General features: G+C 63.4%; 19 protein-coding genes. 10 read left to right on the top strand and 9 right to left on the bottom strand.

What is annotated here, in order from left to right; translation table 11 throughout:
* Nucleotides 1-19 precede the first annotated feature (19 nt).
* From FJ490_RS18755 to FJ490_RS18740, 4 genes are all read right to left on the bottom strand, one after another.
* On the bottom strand, nt 20-1336 hold the full coding sequence (locus FJ490_RS18755; protein ID WP_140556041.1) for an HlyD family type I secretion periplasmic adaptor subunit: 1317 nt from the start codon (nt 1334-1336) through the stop codon (nt 20-22).
* A gap of 3 nt (nt 1337-1339) precedes the next feature.
* Complete coding sequence (locus tag FJ490_RS18750) at nt 1340-3082, bottom strand: type I secretion system permease/ATPase (protein WP_140556043.1); 1743 nt, start codon at nt 3080-3082, stop codon at nt 1340-1342.
* Nucleotides 3083-3127: 45 nt separating this feature from the next.
* Nucleotides 3128-4552, bottom strand: a complete 1425-nt coding sequence (locus tag FJ490_RS18745; protein WP_140728564.1) for a family 16 glycosylhydrolase — start codon at nt 4550-4552, stop codon at nt 3128-3130.
* Nucleotides 4553-4959: 407 nt separating this feature from the next.
* Nucleotides 4960-5838, bottom strand: a complete 879-nt coding sequence (locus FJ490_RS18740) for a DMT family transporter (RefSeq protein WP_140728652.1) — start codon at nt 5836-5838, stop codon at nt 4960-4962.
* A gap of 277 nt (nt 5839-6115) precedes the next feature.
* Here FJ490_RS18740 and FJ490_RS18735 point away from each other — a divergent pair, with 277 nt between their 5' ends.
* Both FJ490_RS18735 and FJ490_RS18730 read left to right on the top strand, forming a co-directional pair.
* Nucleotides 6116-6640, top strand: coding sequence for a gamma-glutamylcyclotransferase family protein (locus FJ490_RS18735; protein WP_246672626.1), 525 nt, complete (start codon nt 6116-6118; stop codon nt 6638-6640).
* 40 nt (nt 6641-6680) lie between these two features.
* The gene (locus FJ490_RS18730) at nt 6681-7202 is read left to right on the top strand and encodes a hypothetical protein (RefSeq protein WP_181165213.1); all 522 of its coding nucleotides are present in this window, start codon (nt 6681-6683) and stop codon (nt 7200-7202) included.
* A gap of 61 nt (nt 7203-7263) precedes the next feature.
* On the opposite strand, the gene FJ490_RS18725 is transcribed toward FJ490_RS18730, so the two are convergent.
* Nucleotides 7264-8241 (bottom strand): zinc-binding dehydrogenase, encoded by a 978-nt coding sequence (locus tag FJ490_RS18725; protein WP_140728563.1) that lies wholly within the window; start codon nt 8239-8241, stop codon nt 7264-7266.
* 97 nt (nt 8242-8338) lie between these two features.
* On the opposite strand from FJ490_RS18725, the gene FJ490_RS18720 reads away from it, so the two are divergent.
* Complete coding sequence (locus FJ490_RS18720) at nt 8339-8740, top strand: helix-turn-helix domain-containing protein (RefSeq protein ID WP_140728562.1); 402 nt, start codon at nt 8339-8341, stop codon at nt 8738-8740.
* Nucleotides 8741-8793: 53 nt separating this feature from the next.
* On the opposite strand, the gene FJ490_RS18715 is transcribed toward FJ490_RS18720, so the two are convergent.
* Nucleotides 8794-9399 carry an NADPH-dependent FMN reductase gene (locus tag FJ490_RS18715; RefSeq protein WP_140495977.1) on the bottom strand — a complete coding sequence of 202 codons (606 nt, stop codon included), beginning with the start codon at nt 9397-9399 and terminating at the stop codon, nt 8794-8796.
* Between the two features lie 104 nt (nt 9400-9503).
* Between FJ490_RS18715 and FJ490_RS18710 the strand changes: the two genes are divergently transcribed.
* Nucleotides 9504-9872 (top strand): helix-turn-helix domain-containing protein, encoded by a 369-nt coding sequence (locus tag FJ490_RS18710; protein ID WP_181165214.1) that lies wholly within the window; start codon nt 9504-9506, stop codon nt 9870-9872.
* Nucleotides 9873-9966: 94 nt separating this feature from the next.
* Here FJ490_RS18710 and FJ490_RS18705 read toward each other — a convergent pair whose 3' ends face one another.
* Complete coding sequence (locus tag FJ490_RS18705; protein WP_140560632.1) at nt 9967-10362, bottom strand: acyl-CoA thioesterase; 396 nt, start codon at nt 10360-10362, stop codon at nt 9967-9969.
* 128 nt (nt 10363-10490) lie between these two features.
* A complete protein-coding gene (locus FJ490_RS18700; protein WP_140560631.1) occupies nt 10491-11432 on the bottom strand; it encodes a phosphoribosylaminoimidazolesuccinocarboxamide synthase in 942 nt (313 codons plus the stop codon).
* A gap of 206 nt (nt 11433-11638) precedes the next feature.
* On the opposite strand from FJ490_RS18700, the gene FJ490_RS18695 reads away from it, so the two are divergent.
* From FJ490_RS18695 to FJ490_RS18685, 3 genes are read left to right on the top strand one after another with little or no spacing between them, the layout of a single operon-like run.
* Complete coding sequence (locus FJ490_RS18695) at nt 11639-13255, top strand: GMC family oxidoreductase N-terminal domain-containing protein (RefSeq protein WP_140728561.1); 1617 nt, start codon at nt 11639-11641, stop codon at nt 13253-13255.
* Nucleotides 13252-14466 (top strand): mandelate racemase/muconate lactonizing enzyme family protein, encoded by a 1215-nt coding sequence (locus FJ490_RS18690; protein WP_140728560.1) that lies wholly within the window; start codon nt 13252-13254, stop codon nt 14464-14466. Before FJ490_RS18695 ends, FJ490_RS18690 begins: the two co-directional genes overlap by 4 nt.
* A complete protein-coding gene (locus tag FJ490_RS18685; protein ID WP_140728559.1) occupies nt 14463-15380 on the top strand; it encodes an NAD(P)-dependent oxidoreductase in 918 nt (305 codons plus the stop codon). The genes FJ490_RS18690 and FJ490_RS18685 overlap by 4 nt, the downstream gene beginning before the upstream one ends.
* A gap of 90 nt (nt 15381-15470) precedes the next feature.
* Here FJ490_RS18685 and FJ490_RS18680 read toward each other — a convergent pair whose 3' ends face one another.
* Nucleotides 15471-16409 carry a diacylglycerol kinase family protein gene (locus tag FJ490_RS18680; protein ID WP_140728558.1) on the bottom strand — a complete coding sequence of 313 codons (939 nt, stop codon included), beginning with the start codon at nt 16407-16409 and terminating at the stop codon, nt 15471-15473.
* A gap of 796 nt (nt 16410-17205) precedes the next feature.
* Between FJ490_RS18680 and FJ490_RS18675 the strand changes: the two genes are divergently transcribed.
* The 3 genes from FJ490_RS18675 to FJ490_RS18665 all read left to right on the top strand — a co-directional run bounded on the left by FJ490_RS18675 (nt 17206) and on the right by FJ490_RS18665 (nt 19706).
* Nucleotides 17206-18336: a hypothetical protein gene (locus tag FJ490_RS18675; protein ID WP_140728557.1), complete on the top strand. Its 1131-nt coding sequence runs from the start codon at nt 17206-17208 to the stop codon at nt 18334-18336.
* A gap of 208 nt (nt 18337-18544) precedes the next feature.
* Nucleotides 18545-19060, top strand: coding sequence for a hypothetical protein (locus FJ490_RS18670; RefSeq protein ID WP_140495985.1), 516 nt, complete (start codon nt 18545-18547; stop codon nt 19058-19060).
* A 151-nt stretch (nt 19061-19211) separates the two neighbouring features.
* Nucleotides 19212-19706, top strand: coding sequence for a DUF2314 domain-containing protein (locus tag FJ490_RS18665; protein WP_140495986.1), 495 nt, complete (start codon nt 19212-19214; stop codon nt 19704-19706).
* Nucleotides 19707-19716 lie beyond the last annotated feature (10 nt).

Genomic DNA, 19716 nt, shown 5'->3' with positions numbered 1-19716 from the left:
TCGATCTACCGGTCCGCGCCTACTGCTCCGTGAAGGCGCGGGCGAACGAATCGAGCATCGGCCGCGCGAGATATTCCAGGAAAGTCCGGTCGCCAGTGCTGATGAACGCCTCGACCGGCGTCCCGGGATAGAGCTGTTCGGGCTTCACGCGGGATGGCAGGGCGTCGATCTTCAGCTTCGCCCGGAAATAGGGTTCACGCGTAGCCTCGTCGATCAGCCGATCCGCGGAAACCTGTGTCACGGTGGCTGGAACCTCGGGCGTGAGCCGCGTGTTCAAGGCGGACAATCGCAGTTTCGCCGGCTGGCCGACGCGCACCTGATCGATGTCCTTCGGCCGCAGCTTCGCGTCGACGACCAATCCCGATGCCGTCGGCAGGATCTCCATGATCTTTTCGCCCGGGGCAACTACGCTGCCCTTGGAATTGTAGGTCGACGACACCACGATGCCCGCTGCCGGCGCCTTGATTGTCGTGCGCCGCAGCACCGCCGCGGCCGCCCTGATCTGTTCCTCGACGTCGGCCAGGTTGGAGCGAACCTCGTCCAACTTCGTCAGCGCCTCCTCCACCCGTTGCGTGGTCAAGCGCTCGGTCTGCTCCTGCGCCTCGACGATCTGGGTGCTGGCCGATGCAAGACTGGCCTCCAGCGCTCCCGCCTGGCCGACGAGGTCGGCTTCGCTGCGCAGAAGCTGGGAGTATTCGGTGCGGTTGGTCAGGCCTTTGTCCAAAAGGCTGGTCTTGATGCCGAGCTCCTTTTTCACCACGTCTACCTGCTGCTGGATGGCTTGTTTCTGGGCGTTCAATCCCACCACGGACTGGCGATGCATGGCGACCCGCTGCGCGAGGATGGATCGTTCCGACCGGAACCGGGCGAGCCTGGCGTCGAATTCCTTCTGCTGTTCGCGAACCAGCATTTCGAAATCGTGCTGAAGCGGCGCCGGCGCCGCTGTTGTGATCGGCGCCAGCCTGTCCAGCCCGTCCCGCTCCGCCTCTAGCCGCGCCGCACTTGCCCTGAGCGCGATCGACTGCCTCGTCAGCCGGTTGAGCTCGGCCTGCGCGGCGGTTGGATCCAGCACGATCAGATCCTGCGCCTGCCGCACGCGATCGCCTTCGTGGACCAGCAACTCTTGGACGATGCCGCCCTCGGGGTGCTGGATGAGGATGTTCCCGCCCATCGCCGAGATCGTGCCTTGCGTGATCACCGCACCGGACAAGGGGGCATAGGCCGCCCAATAACCGAAGCAACCTGCAAATATCGCTATCGCCGCATAGCCGGCCAATGCCACGCGCCCTGTGTCGGTGCGCGGGCTGCGTTCCCCGGCGAGGCTGTGCACTGCCATCATCTACGATCCAAAGCGGGTTTTTTGCGGGGCACTGCGGATCGTCGTGGCGAACGACCCCGTCACCACCGTATTCTGCTGGGGAGAATTGCCGGCGAGCGGCTGTCGCAGCAAATCGCCGCTCGGGCCGAAGGCTTCGATCACGCCGTCGCGCAGCAGCATCACGCGGTCGCAGGCCGCCGCGATCGAAGGGCGGTGCGTGATCACGATCAAGGTAGTCCCTGCCGCGCGCGCAGCCGAGAGCACCGCTTCGAGCGCCGCCTCGCCGGCGCCGTCGAGATGAGCGTTGGGCTCGTCCAGGACGAGAATTCTGGGGTTGCCGTACAGGGCGCGCGCCAGCCCGATCCTTTGGCGCTCGCCGCCCGACAGCGCCCTGTCAGAGAGACCGATCATCGTCTGGTAGCCGTCGCGCTGCGTCAAAATCAGTTCATGGGCCTGGGCACGCTTTGCCGCCTCGACGATCGAGGCGTCATCCGCGTCGGGGTCGAAGCGGCCGACGTTCTCCGCGATCGATCCCGGGAACAGTTCCACCTCCTGCGCGAGATAGCCGATATGCCTTCCAAGCTGCTTTTCGTCCCAGGTCCTGAGATCGGCACCGTCGATCCTGACCGAGCCGCTGACCGGTTGGAGCGCACCGACAAGCAATCTGGCGAGCGTCGATTTGCCGGCTCCGCTCGGGCCGACGATCGCCACCGCCTCGCAGGCCCCGATGTGGAAATTCAGCCTCTTGACGATGGGCGGACCGCCGGGCGTATTCGGCGCGACGTAGATCAGATCCTGCGCCGAAATCGCGCCTGACGGATCAGGCAAGGCCAGTTTTTGCACCGCGGACGGACGTGCCGAAAGGGTTGCCTCCAGCCGTTTCCACGATCGTCTGGCGTCGACGATCTGCCGCCACGAGCCGATCAGTTGGTCGAGCGGCTGCAGCGCGCGCGACGATACCAGGGAAGACGCGAAGATCATCCCGGCCGTCATCTTGCCTTGCAGGACCAGCCACGCACCCACGCCCAGTATCGCCAGCTGCAGCATCATCCGCACCGCCCGCGACGTTCCGCTGAAGATCGCATTAGCCGTCGACGCGCGGTCGTGAACGATCAGCGCTTCGGCGACGTGCTTTCCCCACGCCCGCGCGGCGTTCTGGACCATGCCCATGGCGCGCAGCGTCTCGGCGTCGCGGGCAAAGGCCTGCTCCGACTGGCTGGCGACCGCCGAACGTCGTGAAAACAAGGCGTCGTTCCTGCCGATGGCAAGCTGGGTTGCCAGGACCAGTGCAAGCAGCATCGCCACGCCAGCCAGGGTGAGCCAGAACAGCACGGGATGGATCAGGTAGAGCAGTCCGAGGAAGAACGGAGCAAACGGCAGGTCGAACAGGACCGCCACGCCGCGCGACCTGATGAAGGCGCATACCGAGGCGAGATCACGCAATGGCGACAGGCCTGCGGAGGCGTGGTCGGCGCCAAGCGAAGCGGCGAACGTCTCCGCCCCGAGCTTGCTGTCGATGCTGGCCGCGACGCGCTGCGTGTAAATGGAGCGCACCGCGTCCAGAAAGCCCAGAAAGACCAGCGCGAGAACCGCGATGACCGACAGGTAGACAAGCGTCTCGACATTGGAGGAAGGCAGGACCCGATCATACACCTGCAACAGATAGAGCGGGATCACCAGCAGCAGGACGTTGATCAGCAACGAGAAAACGCCGACATCGGCGATGGCGCGCCACAAGACCGCCCGCAGACCTGACTGTCCCATCGTTCCCGCGCTCCCTTGGCGGCTCATGTCCCGAGACATCGGCGCTCAGACCGAGTGGTCGCCCGCAACGTCCAGGGGGTGGTGCTGCAGGTCATCCAGCGTATAGGCGCGGATATAGTCGATCTTCATCTCCGCCGGCGTGGCGAGATGGTCGGGAGGCGCGCCGGCAAAACCGCCGACGGCTAGATCGGCCAGCATGTACATGGGCGTGTGCATGTCGGACGGCGTCGCGGCTTCGGCGACCTTTACGCCGTCATAGGTCCAGACGAGCGTATCCGGTGTCCACAGCAGGCCATAGGTATGGAAGCCGTCGGTGTCCGAAACATTCACCGAGGAAGAGACCTTGGTGTGCTGTCCCGTCTCGTTCGTGTGCGCCGTCATGATGAGCGTGTTCGGATCCTGCCCGCGCGCTTCCAGGACGTCCAGTTCCGGCGGCCACGAGCCGTCTTCCGGCAGCAGCCAGAAGGCCGGCCAGGCTCCGGCCGTTTCGGGCAGGTCCGCCCGCATTTCGAAATAGCCGTAGGTCTGCGAGAAGCTTTCGTGGGTCGTCAGGATGCCCGAGGTGTATTCGTAATTGTTGATCAGTGGCTTGATGTCTTCGGGCGCTTGCGCCGCAGTGATGGTGAGCACCCCGTTTTCCACGCTGAACGGGTGGACTGAGCTGGTCGGGCCGTAATTGGCGTCGATGTACCATTGCAGCTCCCCATTGCTGCTCAACGTGCTTCCGTTCGGCGCTCCCCACCAGAAGTTGGAATTCCAGGTGCCATCATGGCCGTTCCAAAGGCTGAGCGTGTTGAAGTCGTCGGAAAAGGACAGCGTCATTCCGGACTTGTCGATCGGCAGTTCGAACTGGCTGGGCGCCAGCTTGTCCACCGTCGTGTTGTTGAAGACCAGCACCTCGTCGGATCCGAGGTTCAGCAGAAGGTTCGATCCTGCCTGGGTCATATGTGCCTTGACGTCGTCGAAAGACATGAAGTCGTAGCCATTGAGGCGGACCGTGTCGTCCGCGCCGAAATCGGTGATCAGGTCGCTTCCATTGCCCTTGGTGATGATGAAAGTGTCGGCGCCGCTGCCGCCGATCAGCACGTCGTTGCCCTGACCGCCATCCAGCGTCTGATGGCCCGAGCCACCCTTGATGATGTTGTCCAACGCATTTCCGAACGCATAGCGATTGTTGCCGGTGACGACGAGATTCTCGAAATTGTCGGAGAGCTTGTAGCTCATCCATGTGTCGATCGTGTCGATGCCAGTCCCGGGATCCTCAACCACCTTGTTGTTGGTGGAATAGAGGTGATAGTAGTCGTCGCCCGCGCCGCCATAGATGGTGACGTTGACGCTGGCGTCCCCCCAGAAGGAGTCGTTGCCGGAGGTGCCGTGCAATTCCGGCCCGGATCCGGTCGCCGAGAACCAATGGGTGGACGTGCCCGTGTAGGGGAGAGGGATGCCTTTGGCGTTCACGACGGTGCTCATCAGGAAATCCTTTCCTCGCGCCTGTTCAGGTCATTCGAAACGGCAACCGCTTACGGAGCAACGTTGCCATGCACGATGTCGTTCCAGGAGCTTGCCACACAGTTCAGCATTACATCGACTGTTGGGTGACATTTTTCGAAACGAAAGCACTAGAGGCCAAGAAATGGTCTATAAATCGTAATGAAGTCAGTAAAACTTTTAATAAAATTTTCGCTTATACCGAGAAAACGGCGATATACTTGCTGCCACGCCTGGCGTAGGTCACAAAAAAGCGATTCCGGCTTTCTGGCGGGCCGTAACATTGCCGCTCTGGAGCGATGGGCGAATTCGAGGGCTGGCGCATCGAGCGAGGGAACAGGCCTCGGGCCGGCGGCGCAGTGCCTGCTATTTGTCGCAGGGGAACACCGTCAAACCGCGGCTTCGATCGGTTCGGAAAGCTTCGGGTTCGAGCGCGAGGCGATCAGGCAGCTGGCCACGATGAGGCCCGCTCCCGCCAGCGTGGTCCAGGTCACCGCCTCGTCGAAGAAGAACCACCCAAGCGCGATCGCCCAGACAAAGGCGGAGTATTCGGTCGGGATCAGATATTGCGCTTCGGCGCGCGCGTAGGCCCAGCTCATCAGGAATTGGCCGGCGAGCGAAAGCGCCGTCACCCCGGCGAGAGGAAGCCAGAGCTCGCTTGGCAGCGCAATGGCAAGCCAGGGTGCCGCGAGACCGAGGATGACGGCAACGCAAAGGTTTTGGAACAGCATGATTTCGATCGGCTTGGCCAGCAGCGCCTGTTGCCGCGCGAGGATCAGGTTGTAGGCGTAGAACACCGTCGATACCAGCACGGCGGCCGTGCCGAGCAGGGCATCCTCGGCATAGGTCGCATGCCCGAACTGCCCGGCTATTATGATTGCGACACCGGCAATGCCGGCCAGCGATGCCCAGATCGCCTGCCGTTGTATCCGTTCGCCCAACAACAGCGCGGCCAGCAGGAGCGCAAACAGCGGCGCCACGAAACTGAGGCCGATCGCCTCCGCCAGCGGCAGCTTGGCAAGCCCCCAGAAGAACGACAGCAAGACAATGCCGACAACAACGGCACGCAGCGCATGCAGCCTCAACACGGAAAGGGCGGGAAATGAACGCGACCCTGCCGACCAGCCGGCGCCCGCGACCACGGTCGCCAGCATGCTGCGCCATAGCACCGTGTTGTAGACGCCCACGGCAATGACCAGAACCTTCATCGCCGCATCCATCCCCGACAGAAGGAAGATGCCGAGCGCGCACACCAGCACCGGGATCATGGGGGAAACGACGCCTGCCAGGCTGGATGACTTCACGGGGCTTTGCTCATGTGATGGATCGCGGCCGGATATATCAGGGCAGAACGGCCGAGCCAGATGGCAGCTCCGCCCATATGGAGGGCCAACCCGTATCGGTCCGGCATCGCGCGAAAGCAACCTTCACAGCTCCACGCCTCAGCCCAGATACGATGCTGAATCCGCTGTCCTGCTCACTTCCGCTGCCCCGAACGCCGATGAAAACAGATGAACTTCCAAGCTTGGCCGGCGTTCCCCGCGCATGATGCGGAAACTCTTCGTGTTTGGTACCTTGAAGAAAGGCTTTCCCCTTCACGGCGAGGGTTTGTCCGAAGCCGCATTTCTGGGCGCCTACAGGACGCGAGAGCGCTTCCCGATGCTGATCGCTGGACCTCGCTTCGCTCCGATGATGTTCAATGAACCAGGCGTCGGCTTCCAGGTCGGCGGCGAACTCTACGCCGTGGACGATCGCGCCTTGGCAAACCTCGACAGGATCGAATCCGTTGGCAAGCCCGGAAATTTGCGCGTGCTGATCGAAGCAGAGCCTGTCGATGGCGGGCCGCCTGTCTCGGCGTATGTCTACAGAAATCCCGGCATCTCGCCGCGCCGATCCACTCCCGATATCTCAAAGACTACAATGATCGGCGCTTCGCGCTTTCATGGGGTGGCTAGAACAACTCCAGGAAACGTGCATGGCGTTTCCCGCCTGGTTCGGCTTTTCTGCGACGCCAAGTGGTTTCACCTCGCCACTGATGCTCCGGCACGTTTTAGCGCCAAGGGATTTTGAGCTAAGGTGACGCATCACCGATGCGGCATAGAGCATTCTCATGACTGAACGTACCGGCGCCGGAGGCAGCAACACGGCAGTCGCAAGCGATCCTGCCGACGACGATCCTCGCCTGGCATTTATCTATCAGGAGGCAGTGCGAGGCCTCAATCATCAGCAGAATCTCGTCGAGAACATGAACGCGCGCGCGGGCAGCCTCATCTTCGCCACCGCGTTTGTAAACTCGTTGCTTGGCGCAAGGGCGCTTTCCGACGGGCTCGGGCTCTGGGATTGGATCGCAGTGGCCCTGCTGTTCGGCATCGGCGGACTGATCGTCTTCCTGCTTTGGCCCTATCACAAATACACGTTCCGCTTCGATCCGGAAGAGCTGCTCCATCACTATGTAGATGGCGACAGGCCGCTGAAGATATCGGCCATGCAGCGCGCGCTTGCCCTTCGCATCAAGGCGGACATGGCCAGCAACTGGCGCATCATCCAGCGGCTTCGGGTAGCATTGCAGATCGCGCTGGTTCTTTTGTTGTTCGATATCCTCGCCTGGCTTTTCGCCGTCGCCGGCGTTTGACACGCACGATTTTGGGCCGAAGGCTATTTCCATCCCCAGCGGATTGCCCGGCAGCCCGACACTAAGGCATCAGCACGACCTTGCCGATCGAGCGGTGCTCTTCGAGCAGGCGATGCGCCTCGCCGGCTTGGTCGAGCGGAAAGCGCCCGCCAGTCGTGACGACAATGTCGCCGCTGGCAGCCAGATCGAAAAGCTCCGAAAGGCTCGCTCTCAGCACTCCAGGGGACAGCAGCGGGAGCAGCGCGAAGCCCTTCAACGACTGATTCCTGCCGATCATCGCCTCAAGCCGGGCAACGCCAAGCGCATAGCGGCCAAGTGCTGCAAACACGAGCTCGCCACCGGGCGCCAGGATATCGAGGAAGTCCCCGGTCATCGCTCCGCCGACGGTGTCATAGATCGTATCGAGACCACCCTGCGCGGCGTCTCTGGTTTCGGCCACCCAGTCTCCGGAATGACGATCGATGGCGATGTCGGCACCATGCGACATGGCGACGTCGAGCTTGGCCTTGCCGCCGGCGAGCCCAATGACCCGGCGCGCGCCTTGGCGCTTCGCCAACTGGACGAGCAGCGAACCGACCCCGCCCGCGGCGGCGGGAACCAAAACCGTCCTGTTCGCCGGCGGACTTTGCCGCAACAGATGAAAGGCGGTCAGCCCCTGCACCATCAACGCCGTCGCCTCCTCGAACGAAAGCGGATCCGGCAGGGGCACTGCCAAGCCTGCGTCGATCGTCACATACTCGGCATAGCCGCCAAAGGGGCGTGTCGAGGCAAACAAAGGCGCCGCGATCCGGGTCCCGACCAGCGTATCGTCCGCCCCTTGCCCGACGGCCTCCACGACCCCCGCCGCCTCGACGCCGGGAACCATCGGCAATTGCGGCGTGACCGCATAACGATCCGCGCGCATCAGCACCTCGAAGAAGTTGATGCCGGCGGCATGAACGCGGATCAGCACCTCGCCGGCCTGCGGCTCCGGTGTCGGCAGGTCGACAGTCTCCAGCACCTCGGGGCCGCCGAAACGGCTGAATTGTGCGGCTTTCATGGCAAACTCCGATCGCTATGGCATCGGCCGCGGTTTGCCACTATCTGCGAGACCTCGACTACACACTCATTTGTCCCCTGCTGACCAGGTGGTGACCATGGCGGGAATAACCAAGAGACTGCCGATGCTGCCGGCGGAGCGCGCCCTGAAAGTGATCGCAGGGCGCTGGAAGGCGGTCATCCTCTACCATCTCTTCGACGGCCCAAGGCGGCTGACCGCACTCAAGGCGCTGATGCCGGGCATCACCCAGAAAGTGCTGATCCAGCAGCTCCGCGAAATGGAGGAGCACGGTCTCGTCAGCCGCGAAATCTTCGCCGAAGTTCCGTCGCGCGTCGAATATTCCGCCACGCCGCTCGGCCTCAGCCTCGAGCCCATCCTGCTGGCGCTGTGCCAATGGGGCCAGCACCACGCCGACGAACTGAACGAAAAGCAGCGCCTTGCCGACTGCGTCATCCGGCCACGACCAGGGCGGGACGAGCAAGCAGCCTTTCGCAATTGAAAAGGGCGGCGCAAGCGCCGCCCCACATCCTTGGGAGGATGATTTCGAGGCGGTCAGGCCGCCTTGATTTCCTCGTCTATGGCGTCGGCCTGGCGCGCGGTCTTGAGCGCCTTGGCCCACCAGGCGACGTCGTTGACGAGCGCGGTCGCGGCCTGGTTCAGGTGCTCGATCTCCTCGAGCTTCTTCTCGCCCTGGCGCACCGCGAGGAAATCGCCCCAGGCGATATGGACGGCCGACTTGACCGGCGCCATCTGCAATTCGACCGCGTGGAGGCGCAGCTGCTCGACAGCGCGGGCACCGCCGACGCTGCCATAGCCGACGAAGCCGGCCGGCTTCTTGTTCCATTCATTGGCGGCGTAGTCGATGGCGTTCTTCAGCACGGCCGTCGGGCCGTGATTGTACTCGGCGGCGGTGAAGATGAAGCCGTCATATTCGGCGACCTTCTTCTGCCAGCGCTGCGCCACCTCGTTGGTCGATGGCACCCAGGCGGAGGATGCGACCTCGTCGAAGAAGGGCATCGGGAAATCGCGCAGGTCAACGACATCGACCTCGATATCGGCATGCGATTTGGCGATCTTGGCGATCCATTGGGTGGGCACGTCGGCGAAGCGCGCGGCGCGTGTCGAACCGACGATGATGGCGATCTTGGGTTTGGACATAGGGGCTCTCCTGGTAAGCAATTCCTGGGCAGGTAAGACTGGTATCGTTTGGATACCGGGGCTATATGAGTTCCTGTCAACTTCATGCGCAAGGAGGCACCTTTTTGTTACTGAGGAACCCGCACAACACCGAAGACTGCCGTGCCGTTTCGGAAATCCTGCAGCGCGTCGGCGACAAGTGGACCGTGCTCGTCGTCGGCAAGCTCGGCGACGGACCGCTGCGCTTCAATGAGCTGCGCGCGGCTGTCGGCGGCATCTCGCAGAAGATGCTGACCACCACCTTGCGAGGGCTGGAACGTGACGGTTTCGTCACCCGCACCGTGTTCCCGACCATTCCGCCGCGCGTCGACTACGAGCTGACCGAACTCGGCCATGAACTGCTGGTCCCCGTCAGCGCGCTCGGCGAATGGGCGCGCAGGAACACCACGCGCGTGCGGGCCGCGCGTGCGAAATTCGATGGCCTGCATGGCTGAAATTCTACAGTCGTTCAGCAATCATTGACTGATTGTCTTCGTGCCTGCACCGCCGCCGCAGGGCTGAAAGACAGTTTCACAGCGGTCCCAGGCTTTAGTTTTCGGCTGGAACGGCCTTCGGCTTGCCCTCGCCGTCCAGCGCCACCATGACGAAATCGGCGTGCGTGACCTTTTCCATCAGGTCGGAGAGATAGCGCTGCGCCCAGGCCTCGACCTTGAGCGTGATCGAGGTGCGTCCGACGCGCTCGACATGGGTGTAGATGCACAGCGTGTCGCCGATCTTCATCGGCTTGGCGAAGGACATCTCCTTGACCGCCGCCGTCACCACGCGGCCCTTGGCGCGCTCGGCGGCGCGGATGCCGCAGGCCAGGTCCATCTGCGCCATCACCCAGCCGCCGAAAATGTCGCCGGCGGCATTGGCGTCCGAAGGCATGGCCAGCGTGCGCAGCGTCAGATCGCCGATCGGCCGCCCGTCCGCGTAATGCACCATGCGAGTTATCCCCAGAGATTGACTGCCCTGATCCCGTATCGTCAAGGCGCCAACGCGTCAACGCGAGACGATCGCGATCCACGGCTCGGACCTTCATTTCGAGTCCCCCCGCAAGGGCTCGCGGCCTTCTATAAATAGCGCTCGAGGTTCGCTCGAATGCGATCGAGAACAGTATGCCCGGAAACGTCGGGGACGAACGTCTTGCCGGTGATGGCCTCGTAAGCCTGCGCATAGACTTTGGAGGCCTGTTCGACGATCTCATCCGGGATTTCCGGAATAGGCTCCCTGTAGGGATCGCAGCGCGCCGTCACCCACGACCGGATGAAATCCTTGTCGAAACTCTCCGGCCGAGTGCCGTTCGCCAGGGCCTGTTCGTAACTCCCGGCGATCCAGTACCGGCTGCTGTCGGGCGTGTGGATTTCGTCCGCCAGGATGATCGTCCTGTTTTGGTCGATGCCGAATTCGTATTTCGTGTCGGCGAGGATCAGGCCGCGTTCGGCGGCACGCGCCTGGCCGCGGGCGAACAGGTTCAAGGCGTAATCCGAGACGGTGTCCCACTGCGCCTGGGTGAGCAGGCCCTGTTCGATGATCTCGGTCCTGGACAGCGGCTCGTCATGGCCGCCATGCGCGGCCTTGCTGGTCGGCGTGATGATCGGTTCGGCCAGCTTCTCATTGTCGCGCAGGCCGTCCGGCAGCCGCATGCCATACATGTCCCGTTCGCCGCGACGATAGCGGGTCAGGATCGAGGTGCTGGTGGTGCCCGCCAGATAGCCGCGCACGACGATCTCGACCGGCAGGATGTCGAGCCTGGTGCCGACGACGACATTCGGGTCGGGATATTCGAGAACATGGTTCGGGCAGATATCGGCGGTTTCCTCGAACCAGTACCGCGCCGTCTGCGTCAGGACCTCGCCCTTGAACGGGATCGAGGTCAGGATGGTGTCGAAGGCGCTGAGGCGGTCTGTGGCGATGATGATGCGCCTCCCGTCCGGGAGGTCGTAATTCTCGCGGACCTTGCCCTTGTAGTGACCCGGCAGTTCGGGAATGAAAGCATCCGACAGGACGCGCATGGGATCTCCTGCCTTGCGCAGATTGGCCGATGTCCTCGCATAAGCTGTCGACCCCATGCGTATCAAGCGGGATTGTTAAGGGTTCCCCGCAACTGGATCCGGCATCGCGGTCGCTTTTTTCACAACGCATGCCGGAAGGCCCAGCGACGCGGCAAGCCCGCCCCGTCTAGGCTGCGGCCAGATTTCCGGAGCCGGCCATACCCATCATGCAGACCTACGACTTCATCATCGTCGGCTCCGGCTCGGCCGGTTCGGTGCTCGCCGATAAATTGTCGGCCTCGGGCCGCTTTTCGGTGCTTGTGCTCGAAGCCGGCGGCAGCGATCGCCGCTTCTACGTGCAGATGCCGCTCGGCTACGGCAAGACCTTCTTCGATCCCACGGTCAACTGGAACTACAAGACCGAGCCGGATCCCGGTCTAGGCGGCAATGTCGACCACTGGCCGCGCGGCAAGTTGCTTGGCGGGTCCAGCTCGATCAACGCCATGGTGTGGATCCGCGGCGCGCGCGAGGATTTCGACGACTGGCGCGACGCGGGCAATCCCGGCTGGGGCTATGACGACCTGCTGCCGGCCTTCAAGGCGCTGGAGGACAATGAAGCCGGGGCCGATAGATGGCGTGGCAGAGGTGGCCCGCTGCACATCAGCGATACGTCTGATGCCGTCCACCCGCTGACGAAGCGCTACCTCGCCGCCGGCCAGCAGGCCGGACTGCCGTTCAACTCCGATTTCAATGGCGCTGCCCAGGAAGGCGTCGGCGTCTACCAGATCTCGACCCGCAACGGCCGCCGCATGTCGGCCGCGCGCGCCTTCCTGCGCCCGGCGATGAAGCGCGCAAACGTCCGTGTCGAGACCAACGCGCTGGCAAGCCGCATCCTGTTCGAAGGCAAGCGTGCCGTCGGGGTCGAATATTTACAGAACGGCCAGACGAAAACGGCCCGCGCGGGCCGCGAAATCATCCTGTCCGCCGGCTCGATCAACTCGCCACAGCTTCTGCAACTCTCCGGCGTCGGTCCGGCGGCGCTGCTCCACGGGCTGGGCATCCCGGTCATTCACGCCAACGAGAATGTCGGCGCCAATCTGCAGGACCATGTCGGCATCAACTACACCTTCAAGGGCAGGCTGCCGACGCTGAACCAGATCCTGCGTCCCTGGTGGGGCAAGCTCATGGTCGGCATGCAGTACATCCTGACGCGTTCCGGCCCGCTGTCGCTGTCGATGAACCACGGCGGTGGCTTCTTCCGCACCGACCCGGCCTTTTCGCGCCCCAACATGCAGCTCTATTTCCAGGCGTTTTCGACCGTCATCCCGAAGAGTGGCGAGCGCCCGATCCTGACGCCGGACCCTTGGCCTGGCTTCTCCATCGGCTTGTCCAACTGCCGCCCGTCGAGCCGCGGCGAGATCATGATCCGCTCCAGCAATCCGTTGGACCATCCCAAGATCGCCGCCAACGCCTATTCGACCAATGCCGATGTCGAGGAGATGCTGGCGGCGGTGAAATTCGTGCGCAAGATCGCCTCGATGCCGGCTATGGCCGAGATCATCGCGGAGGAGGTTTTGCCAGGCCCATCAATCACTTCGGACGCCGACCTGATCACGGATTTCAGGAAACGCTCCGGCACCGTCTATCATCCGGTTTCGACCTGCCGCATGGGACCCGATCCCGCGCGCGCCGTGGTCGATCCGCGGCTCAAGGTACATGGGTTAGAAGGCTTGCGCGTGATCGACGCCTCGATCTTTCCCGACAACATAACCGGCAACACCAACGCCGCCTCGATCCTGACCGGATGGAAAGGCGCCGAACTGGTTCTGGAGGACCAAGAATGAAGATCACCGACGTCAAGACCTGGGTTGTCGGCAATCCGCCGCCCGGCATCGGCGGCAAGTATTTCATCTTCGTCAAGCTTACCACCGATGGCGGTGTGGTGGGTTACGGCGAGGCCTACAACGCCACCTTCTCCGCCCATGTCACGGCCAGGATGGTCAAGGACATGGCCGAGCGCTATCTCGTCGGCCGCGATCCGCACGACATCGAGAATTTCTTTCGCCGCGCCTATTCCTCCGGCTTCACGCAGCGGCCAGACGTGTCCGGCATGGGCTGCTTCTCGGCGCTGGAAATGGCCTGCTGGGACATTATTGGCAAGGAAGCGGACAAACCCGTCTACAAGCTGCTCGGGGGCCAGGTGCACGAGACGCTGCGCTCCTACACTTACCTCTATCCGCATACCGGCAGCGTCCATTCCGAGGACGCCCCGGACGGCAGGAATGTCTACAACGACCCCGAAATGGCGGCGGCCTGCGCGCTCGAATATGTCGAGCAGGGCTTCAATGCCGTCAAGCTCGACCCGGCCGGTCCCTACACCGCCTTTGACGGCCACCAGCCGCGCCTGCTCGACATCGACGTCTCGACCCGCATGATCAAGGCGATCCGCGAGGCGGTCGGCACGCGTGCCGACATATTGTTCGGCACGCACGGCCAGTTCACCGCCTCCGGCGCCCTGCGCCTGGCGCGCGCCATCGAGCCCTATGACCCCTTGTGGTTCGAGGAGCCGGTGCCGCCCGACATGCCCGAAGTGATGGCACAAGTTGCCCGCGCGACCTCGATCCCGATCGCCACCGGCGAGCGCCTGACGACCAAGTTCGAATTCGCCCGCGTCATCGAGAACCGCGCCGCGACCATATTGCAGCCGGATCTTGGCCGCTCCGGCGGGATTCTGGAAACCAAGAAGATCGCCGCCATGGCCGAGGCCTACCACATCCAGATCGCGCCGCATTGCTATTGCGGACCGATCGTCGGCGCCGCCAACATCCAGCTGGCGGTGACGCTGCCCAACTTCCTGATCCTGGAATCGCTGAAGCAGTGGGACGGTTTCCACGCCACGTTGCTCAAGAAGAAGATCGAGTGGCAGGACGGCAACGTCATCCCGTCAAAGGAGCCCGGCCTCGGCGTCGAACTCAACGAAGACGTCTGCGACGCCCATCCGTACACCGGCAAGGACCTGCATTTGCAGATGATGCAAACGCCGTTGATGCCGTGAGCGAACGCTACGCCTTCATCGGCCTTGGTCATCTCGGCGGCAAGCTAGCCGCCAGCCTGGTCCGAAATGGTTTTGCTGTCACCGTGTTCGACCGCGACCCGGCCGCTATCGAGCGCCTCGTGGCGCTCGGCGCTATCGCTGCCGGCAGCCCCGCCGAGGCGGCTGAGCGGGCGGGCAATGCCATCACCTGCCTGCCATCGCCGAGGGTCAGTGAGGCGGTACTCGCCGGTCCTGATGGACTGCTCAACGGCCTCCCCGCCGGCGGCACCTGGATTGAGATGTCGACCAATGGCCGCGACGAGATCGTGCGCCTCGCGGGCCTTGCCTCGGCCAGGGTAATCGAGACCTTGGAATGCCCGGTCACCGGTGGCGTGCATCTGGCGGCGGCCGGGAAAATCACCGCGCTGGTCGGTGGCGATGCCGATCTTTACGGGCGTCATCGCCCTGCCATCGATGCGATGTGCGCGAAGTCGTTCCTGATGGGCCCGATCGGCTCGGCGGCGGTGATCAAGGTCATCACCAACATGCTGGCCTTCATCCATCTCGTCGCCGCCGGTGAGGCGCTGATGCTGGCCAGGCAAGGCGGGCTCGACCTCGCCCAAGCCTATCACGCCATCGTTGCCTCCTCCGGCAACAGCTTCGTCCACGAAACCGAAAGCCAACTCATCCTGAACGGCTCCTACGACATCGGCTTCACCATGGACCTGGCGCTGAAGGACCTCGGCTTCGCGCTGGGCATGGGTCGGGATTTCGGTGTGCCGGTGGAACTGGCATCGCGCGTCAATGCGATTTTCGAGCAGGGCAAGGCGGCTTACGGCGGCGGCGCCTGGTCGACCCAGATCGTCAAATTGCTCGAGGACGCTGTCGGCGCCGACCTGCGCGCGCCCGGTTTTCCGTCCAAACTGGAAATCTGAATCCGGGAAACTTGAAGCGGTTTCAAAAGGTTGAGCGCTCATCTGGAATCAGGACCGGAGCGACCTGAATCAAAGCCGCAACGTCTTGATTCAATATCTGAGCGTCAGAGCGCCGGGCAGGATCTCGAAGGTCGCTGGTATGCGCCCGGGCGACTCGCCGTCGATGTCGACCAGCGCGCCGTTCTTTTCCACGTCGCCGAGCGGTTCGACAACCACTTTCTTGCCGCGCAGGATGGTGATGGCCGGATGGTTGCGATGCCTGCCGCCATAGAGCAGGCGGATATCCCAGATCAGCTTCAGCTTGCTGGCAGCCCGAAGGATGACGATGTCGAATTGGCCGTCGGTCAGTTCGGCGTCCGGCGCGATCATCATGCCGCCGCCGAAGAATTTGCCATTGGCTACCGCGACCAGCGCCATGCGCGCCTCGACCGGCGCGCCGTCATCGACTGAAATCGTTACATCCTGGAACCGGTAGCGGGCGAATTCGACCACGGTGCGGCACAGGAACAGCGTCTTGGCCGCAACCTTGCCCTTGCGCTTGTCGGCGTTGACGGCGCGATCGGTAGCGCCCGAGAGCCCCAGGCTCGCAATGTTGACGAAGTGCCGGGCGGCCAGCGCGCCATGGTCGTCGATATAGCAGATGCGCCCTGCATCGACCGCCCTGCCCTTCGCCTCGGCGATCCGCTTCAGCGTCGCGTCCACCTCCTTCGGCAGGCCGAGCCCGCGCGCGAAATCGATACCCGTGCCGCACGGCAGCAGACCGAGTTCGGACGCGCGGCCGTTTTCCTTGGACGCCTGCAACAGGCCGTCGGCCACCTCGCTGGCCGTGCCGTCGCCACCGGCCGCGATCACCAGGTCGAACCCGTTTGCCGCGAGGTCGAGCGCCAGCCTTTCGGCATCGCCTTCGGCCTGCGTTTCGCGCAGTTCGAAATCGCCGAAGTGATTTTTCAACGAAGCGGCGACCTCGGACCAGTGCCGTTTCAGCCAGCCGCCGCCGGCAATCGGATTGAGCACCACCCCGACCTTCAATGCGCATCCCTCCCCGCAAGGCGCCAGGCACGCACTGCCCGATCCTTTGCCGGCATTGAAGCCCGCGCCCGTCGGCTGAGCAATAGGCGCTCTCGGTTCGCGTGCCGAAAAAGCAGGGCAGGCTGTCCAAGGCCTTGGAGGGCGAAATTCCGAGACTTCTGGCAATGGTCCCCGATAATCCCGCTATCCACAGGCCTGCGGGCATTCCCCAACATCCTTGGCCGGCGTAAGTTTAACCCATCTCAGGCGGCTACCGATCGCCCAGCCGAAAGGCGAAGGTGAAAGGCGGATTTCCTGAGGCCCGTACGGCCCGAAGCGAGAGCAGGCTCGCCTGCTTCGAGGGACGGAAGCCGAGACCTACGGGGCCGCGGAAAGCGTGCCAACGCCGACGGCGGACCGATGCTGCCATGAAGGACGGCAAAAACCTTCGATGGCCGCAGGGCAAAGCCCGCAAGGGTGGAGACCGGCGTGGTCTGGAACGGGCGCGGCCTTCGGGCGGCGACTGGCAGGACCGTCAAAATCAAGGCCGGCTTGGTGCGACGACTTTAGGGGAGTTGCTGCCGTGACCGTGTCCTGGTCTGACAGGGAGGCGCTGGGAGAAATCCCGGCGCCGACTGTCTTTTTCCCTCCCGCTCAAGCGCCTTCCCGGCGAAGTTGCGGGCGCCGCTTCACCGCGCGCCAAAATCGGTTAGTATCGCCGTGTCAGAGTCCGTTTGCGTTTGCAGGCGGGTTCGCTGAAGGGGGATACTTCATGACATTGATCCAGAAGCTTGCCGCCGCCATGGCCTGACCGGCCATGGTCCTGTTTCGCTTCATGAAGCGTATCATCAGGACGATCCTCTGGCTGATCGTCATCATTGTCCTGATCCCGATCGCCGGGCTGGCCTACGGTTTCCTGACGACGCCGTCGCTGGACAAGACACCGTTGCCGGGTATCGCCGAAGGTGCACCGCCGCCGGCGCTCGCCGCCAGGGTGCGCGCCGAAATCCCCGGCTACCAGCGACCTGAGGAATCGACCTTCCTCACCTACCCGGAATGGGCCATCGTCTATGCCGCGCGCGAATATGCCGGCTTCGTCGCCAAGGACCAGCCGAGCGGCTTTCCCTATTTCGCCTATGTCGGCCGCTTCTGGCAGGACTACGCCATGGTGATCCGCGCCAGCTCCGCCTACAAGTTCAACTACGCCAACCACCAGATGCCGGTCGTCATCGGCACCAGCCACACGATCGAGCATGCCGTGCAATGGGCTTATGAAAACACGGTCGGCCGCATCACCGAGGCGATTGCGGGCAGGCGCACGGCGACTGACATCTACCAGGGCAAGGTGGCGGCCGAATACGCCGCCTTCCTCGACCAGGGGCCGTGGTACCAGTTTCCCTATGCCGAGAAGCGCGCCGGGCTTTTCGCGGTCCAGCCGGCGCCGGGCGACAGCGCCGTGCGCTCCAGCGAACGAAAGCTTGCCTTCGGCCTCGCCGACACGATCAAGCAGTTCTATGCCAGCCTGATCAGGCAGGCACTCGCGGCAACGTCCGATCCGGCCTTGCTCGACATCCACGTCTGGGCCAAGGGACCGGTCGGCGAAGCGACGCGCAACGAAGCCGACACCTTGCTCGAACGCGACTACGGCCCCGACGGCACCGTTTTCGTCACCAAGCGCTACCAGATGTTCACCGACATGATTCCGCGCCTGATCGACAAGGGCGTCTCATTCGTCGAGATCGGCGGCAACGACGAGATCATGATCACCGTGCTCTCCACGGATTCGATCGCCGTCCCCGAAGGCATGCGCATCCTGTTCAGCTATCCGCTGCCGGCCGATCCATCGACACGCCGCACCGGCATGGTCGTAGCCGTACCCAGGCTGCATCTGGTATTGCCGGCGCTGATCAAGTCAGGCGCCAGGCTGGAGCACGTCTACGACTACTGAGGCCTTTCGGCCACGCTGCGCGGAGAACGGCCGTGTCGAGCGCCACGCCACGCTCATTTCACAATCGCGGCCAAATCCCGCCTTGTTCGCGCGCGATGGACTGTCGCATGTCGCCCAAAGCGTGCCCGCGGGCTCCGCTCAGGGACCGGTTTGGACAGCGACATGCACCTGAATGGGCTGCCGAGGGGCACATCGAGGGGACGAGACCGTGATCAAGACCGCCCTTGTCGCCATGACCATCGTCGGCTGCGACTGCGACGCCAAGCTTTGCGAATATATCGGCGAGACGCCGGCCAAGTGGTCGACCATCGCCGAGTGCGAAGCGGCGATGAAGAGCCAGATGCTGCACGAGCGCAATTTCAACTATCCGCTCGTCTCTGGCATCTGCCGCGCGAAAGGTTCCGCGTCCTCCTCGCAACTGGCCGCGACCGCTTCGCGCCCGGAGCTGAGGCCCGCCAGCCGCGCCGTTGAACCGACGCTGCCGCCCGAGCTGAGCCACAGGCCGACGGTCCCGGTCGGCTCGCCGACGACGGCGATGGAAGCGGCCGCCGCGCGGCCGGTCGCCTATGAACAGGTGGTCGATGGCGGCACCGGCGTGCTCTATCGTACGAAAAACGGCTATGCCGTCGTCAAGACCGATCTTGGCCGCGCTGTATCGGCGACCGCCGACATGGCCAAGCGGTCAGCCAACTGGCTGGCTGGCCTGGTGCCGAGCAAGCTGTAGGGACGAAACTTTCTTCACCGGCGTCACCATCCCGGTCTGTCATCAACGGTCGCCGCCACCTTGGACCTGAAGAGACAAGACTCGCGCAAAGGTTGCAAACCGGATGGGGATGCAGCATTGTGTCGACCGCAACGATGAAGGGGGGCCTTCCATGAAACCAGCGGTTCGAACTGCGGCAGCCTTGATGCTGGCGCTTGCTCCGGGATCGGTCGGCGCGCAAGGCGTGGATCCGGGTGACGACAAGGGGATCATCTTCGCTCCGGGCGATCCCGACATGGCGGCGGCGACCGCGCAGGCGCTCGCCGGCCTCGATGAATTCCTGGCACTGTCCGAAATGCCTCCCTCCGGCACAGGTAGGTTCAAGTTGAAGGTCAAGGTGCGGGATGGGCATGTCACCGAGCACTTCTGGGTCATACCGTTCCGCCGTGCCGGGACAGGGTTTGTCGGCATATTGGCCAATGAGCCGGAGGCAGTGCACAACGTCGTGCTCGGCCAGAACATAGAATTCACCAGGGACGACATTTCCGACTGGGGATATACGCGGGACGGCCATCAGGTCGGCAGCTTCACGATCTGCGTGATGTTCAAGCGAATGTCGAAAGAAGAGGCGGACAACATGCGCGAAAAGTACGGCTTCGATTGCTGACGGGAACGCC

The sequence above is a fragment of the Mesorhizobium sp. B2-5-11 genome, from assembly GCF_006440835.1.
In the GTDB taxonomy this organism is placed as follows: domain Bacteria; phylum Pseudomonadota; class Alphaproteobacteria; order Rhizobiales; family Rhizobiaceae; genus Mesorhizobium.
This window is presented reverse-complemented; position numbering and strand designations above follow the sequence as displayed.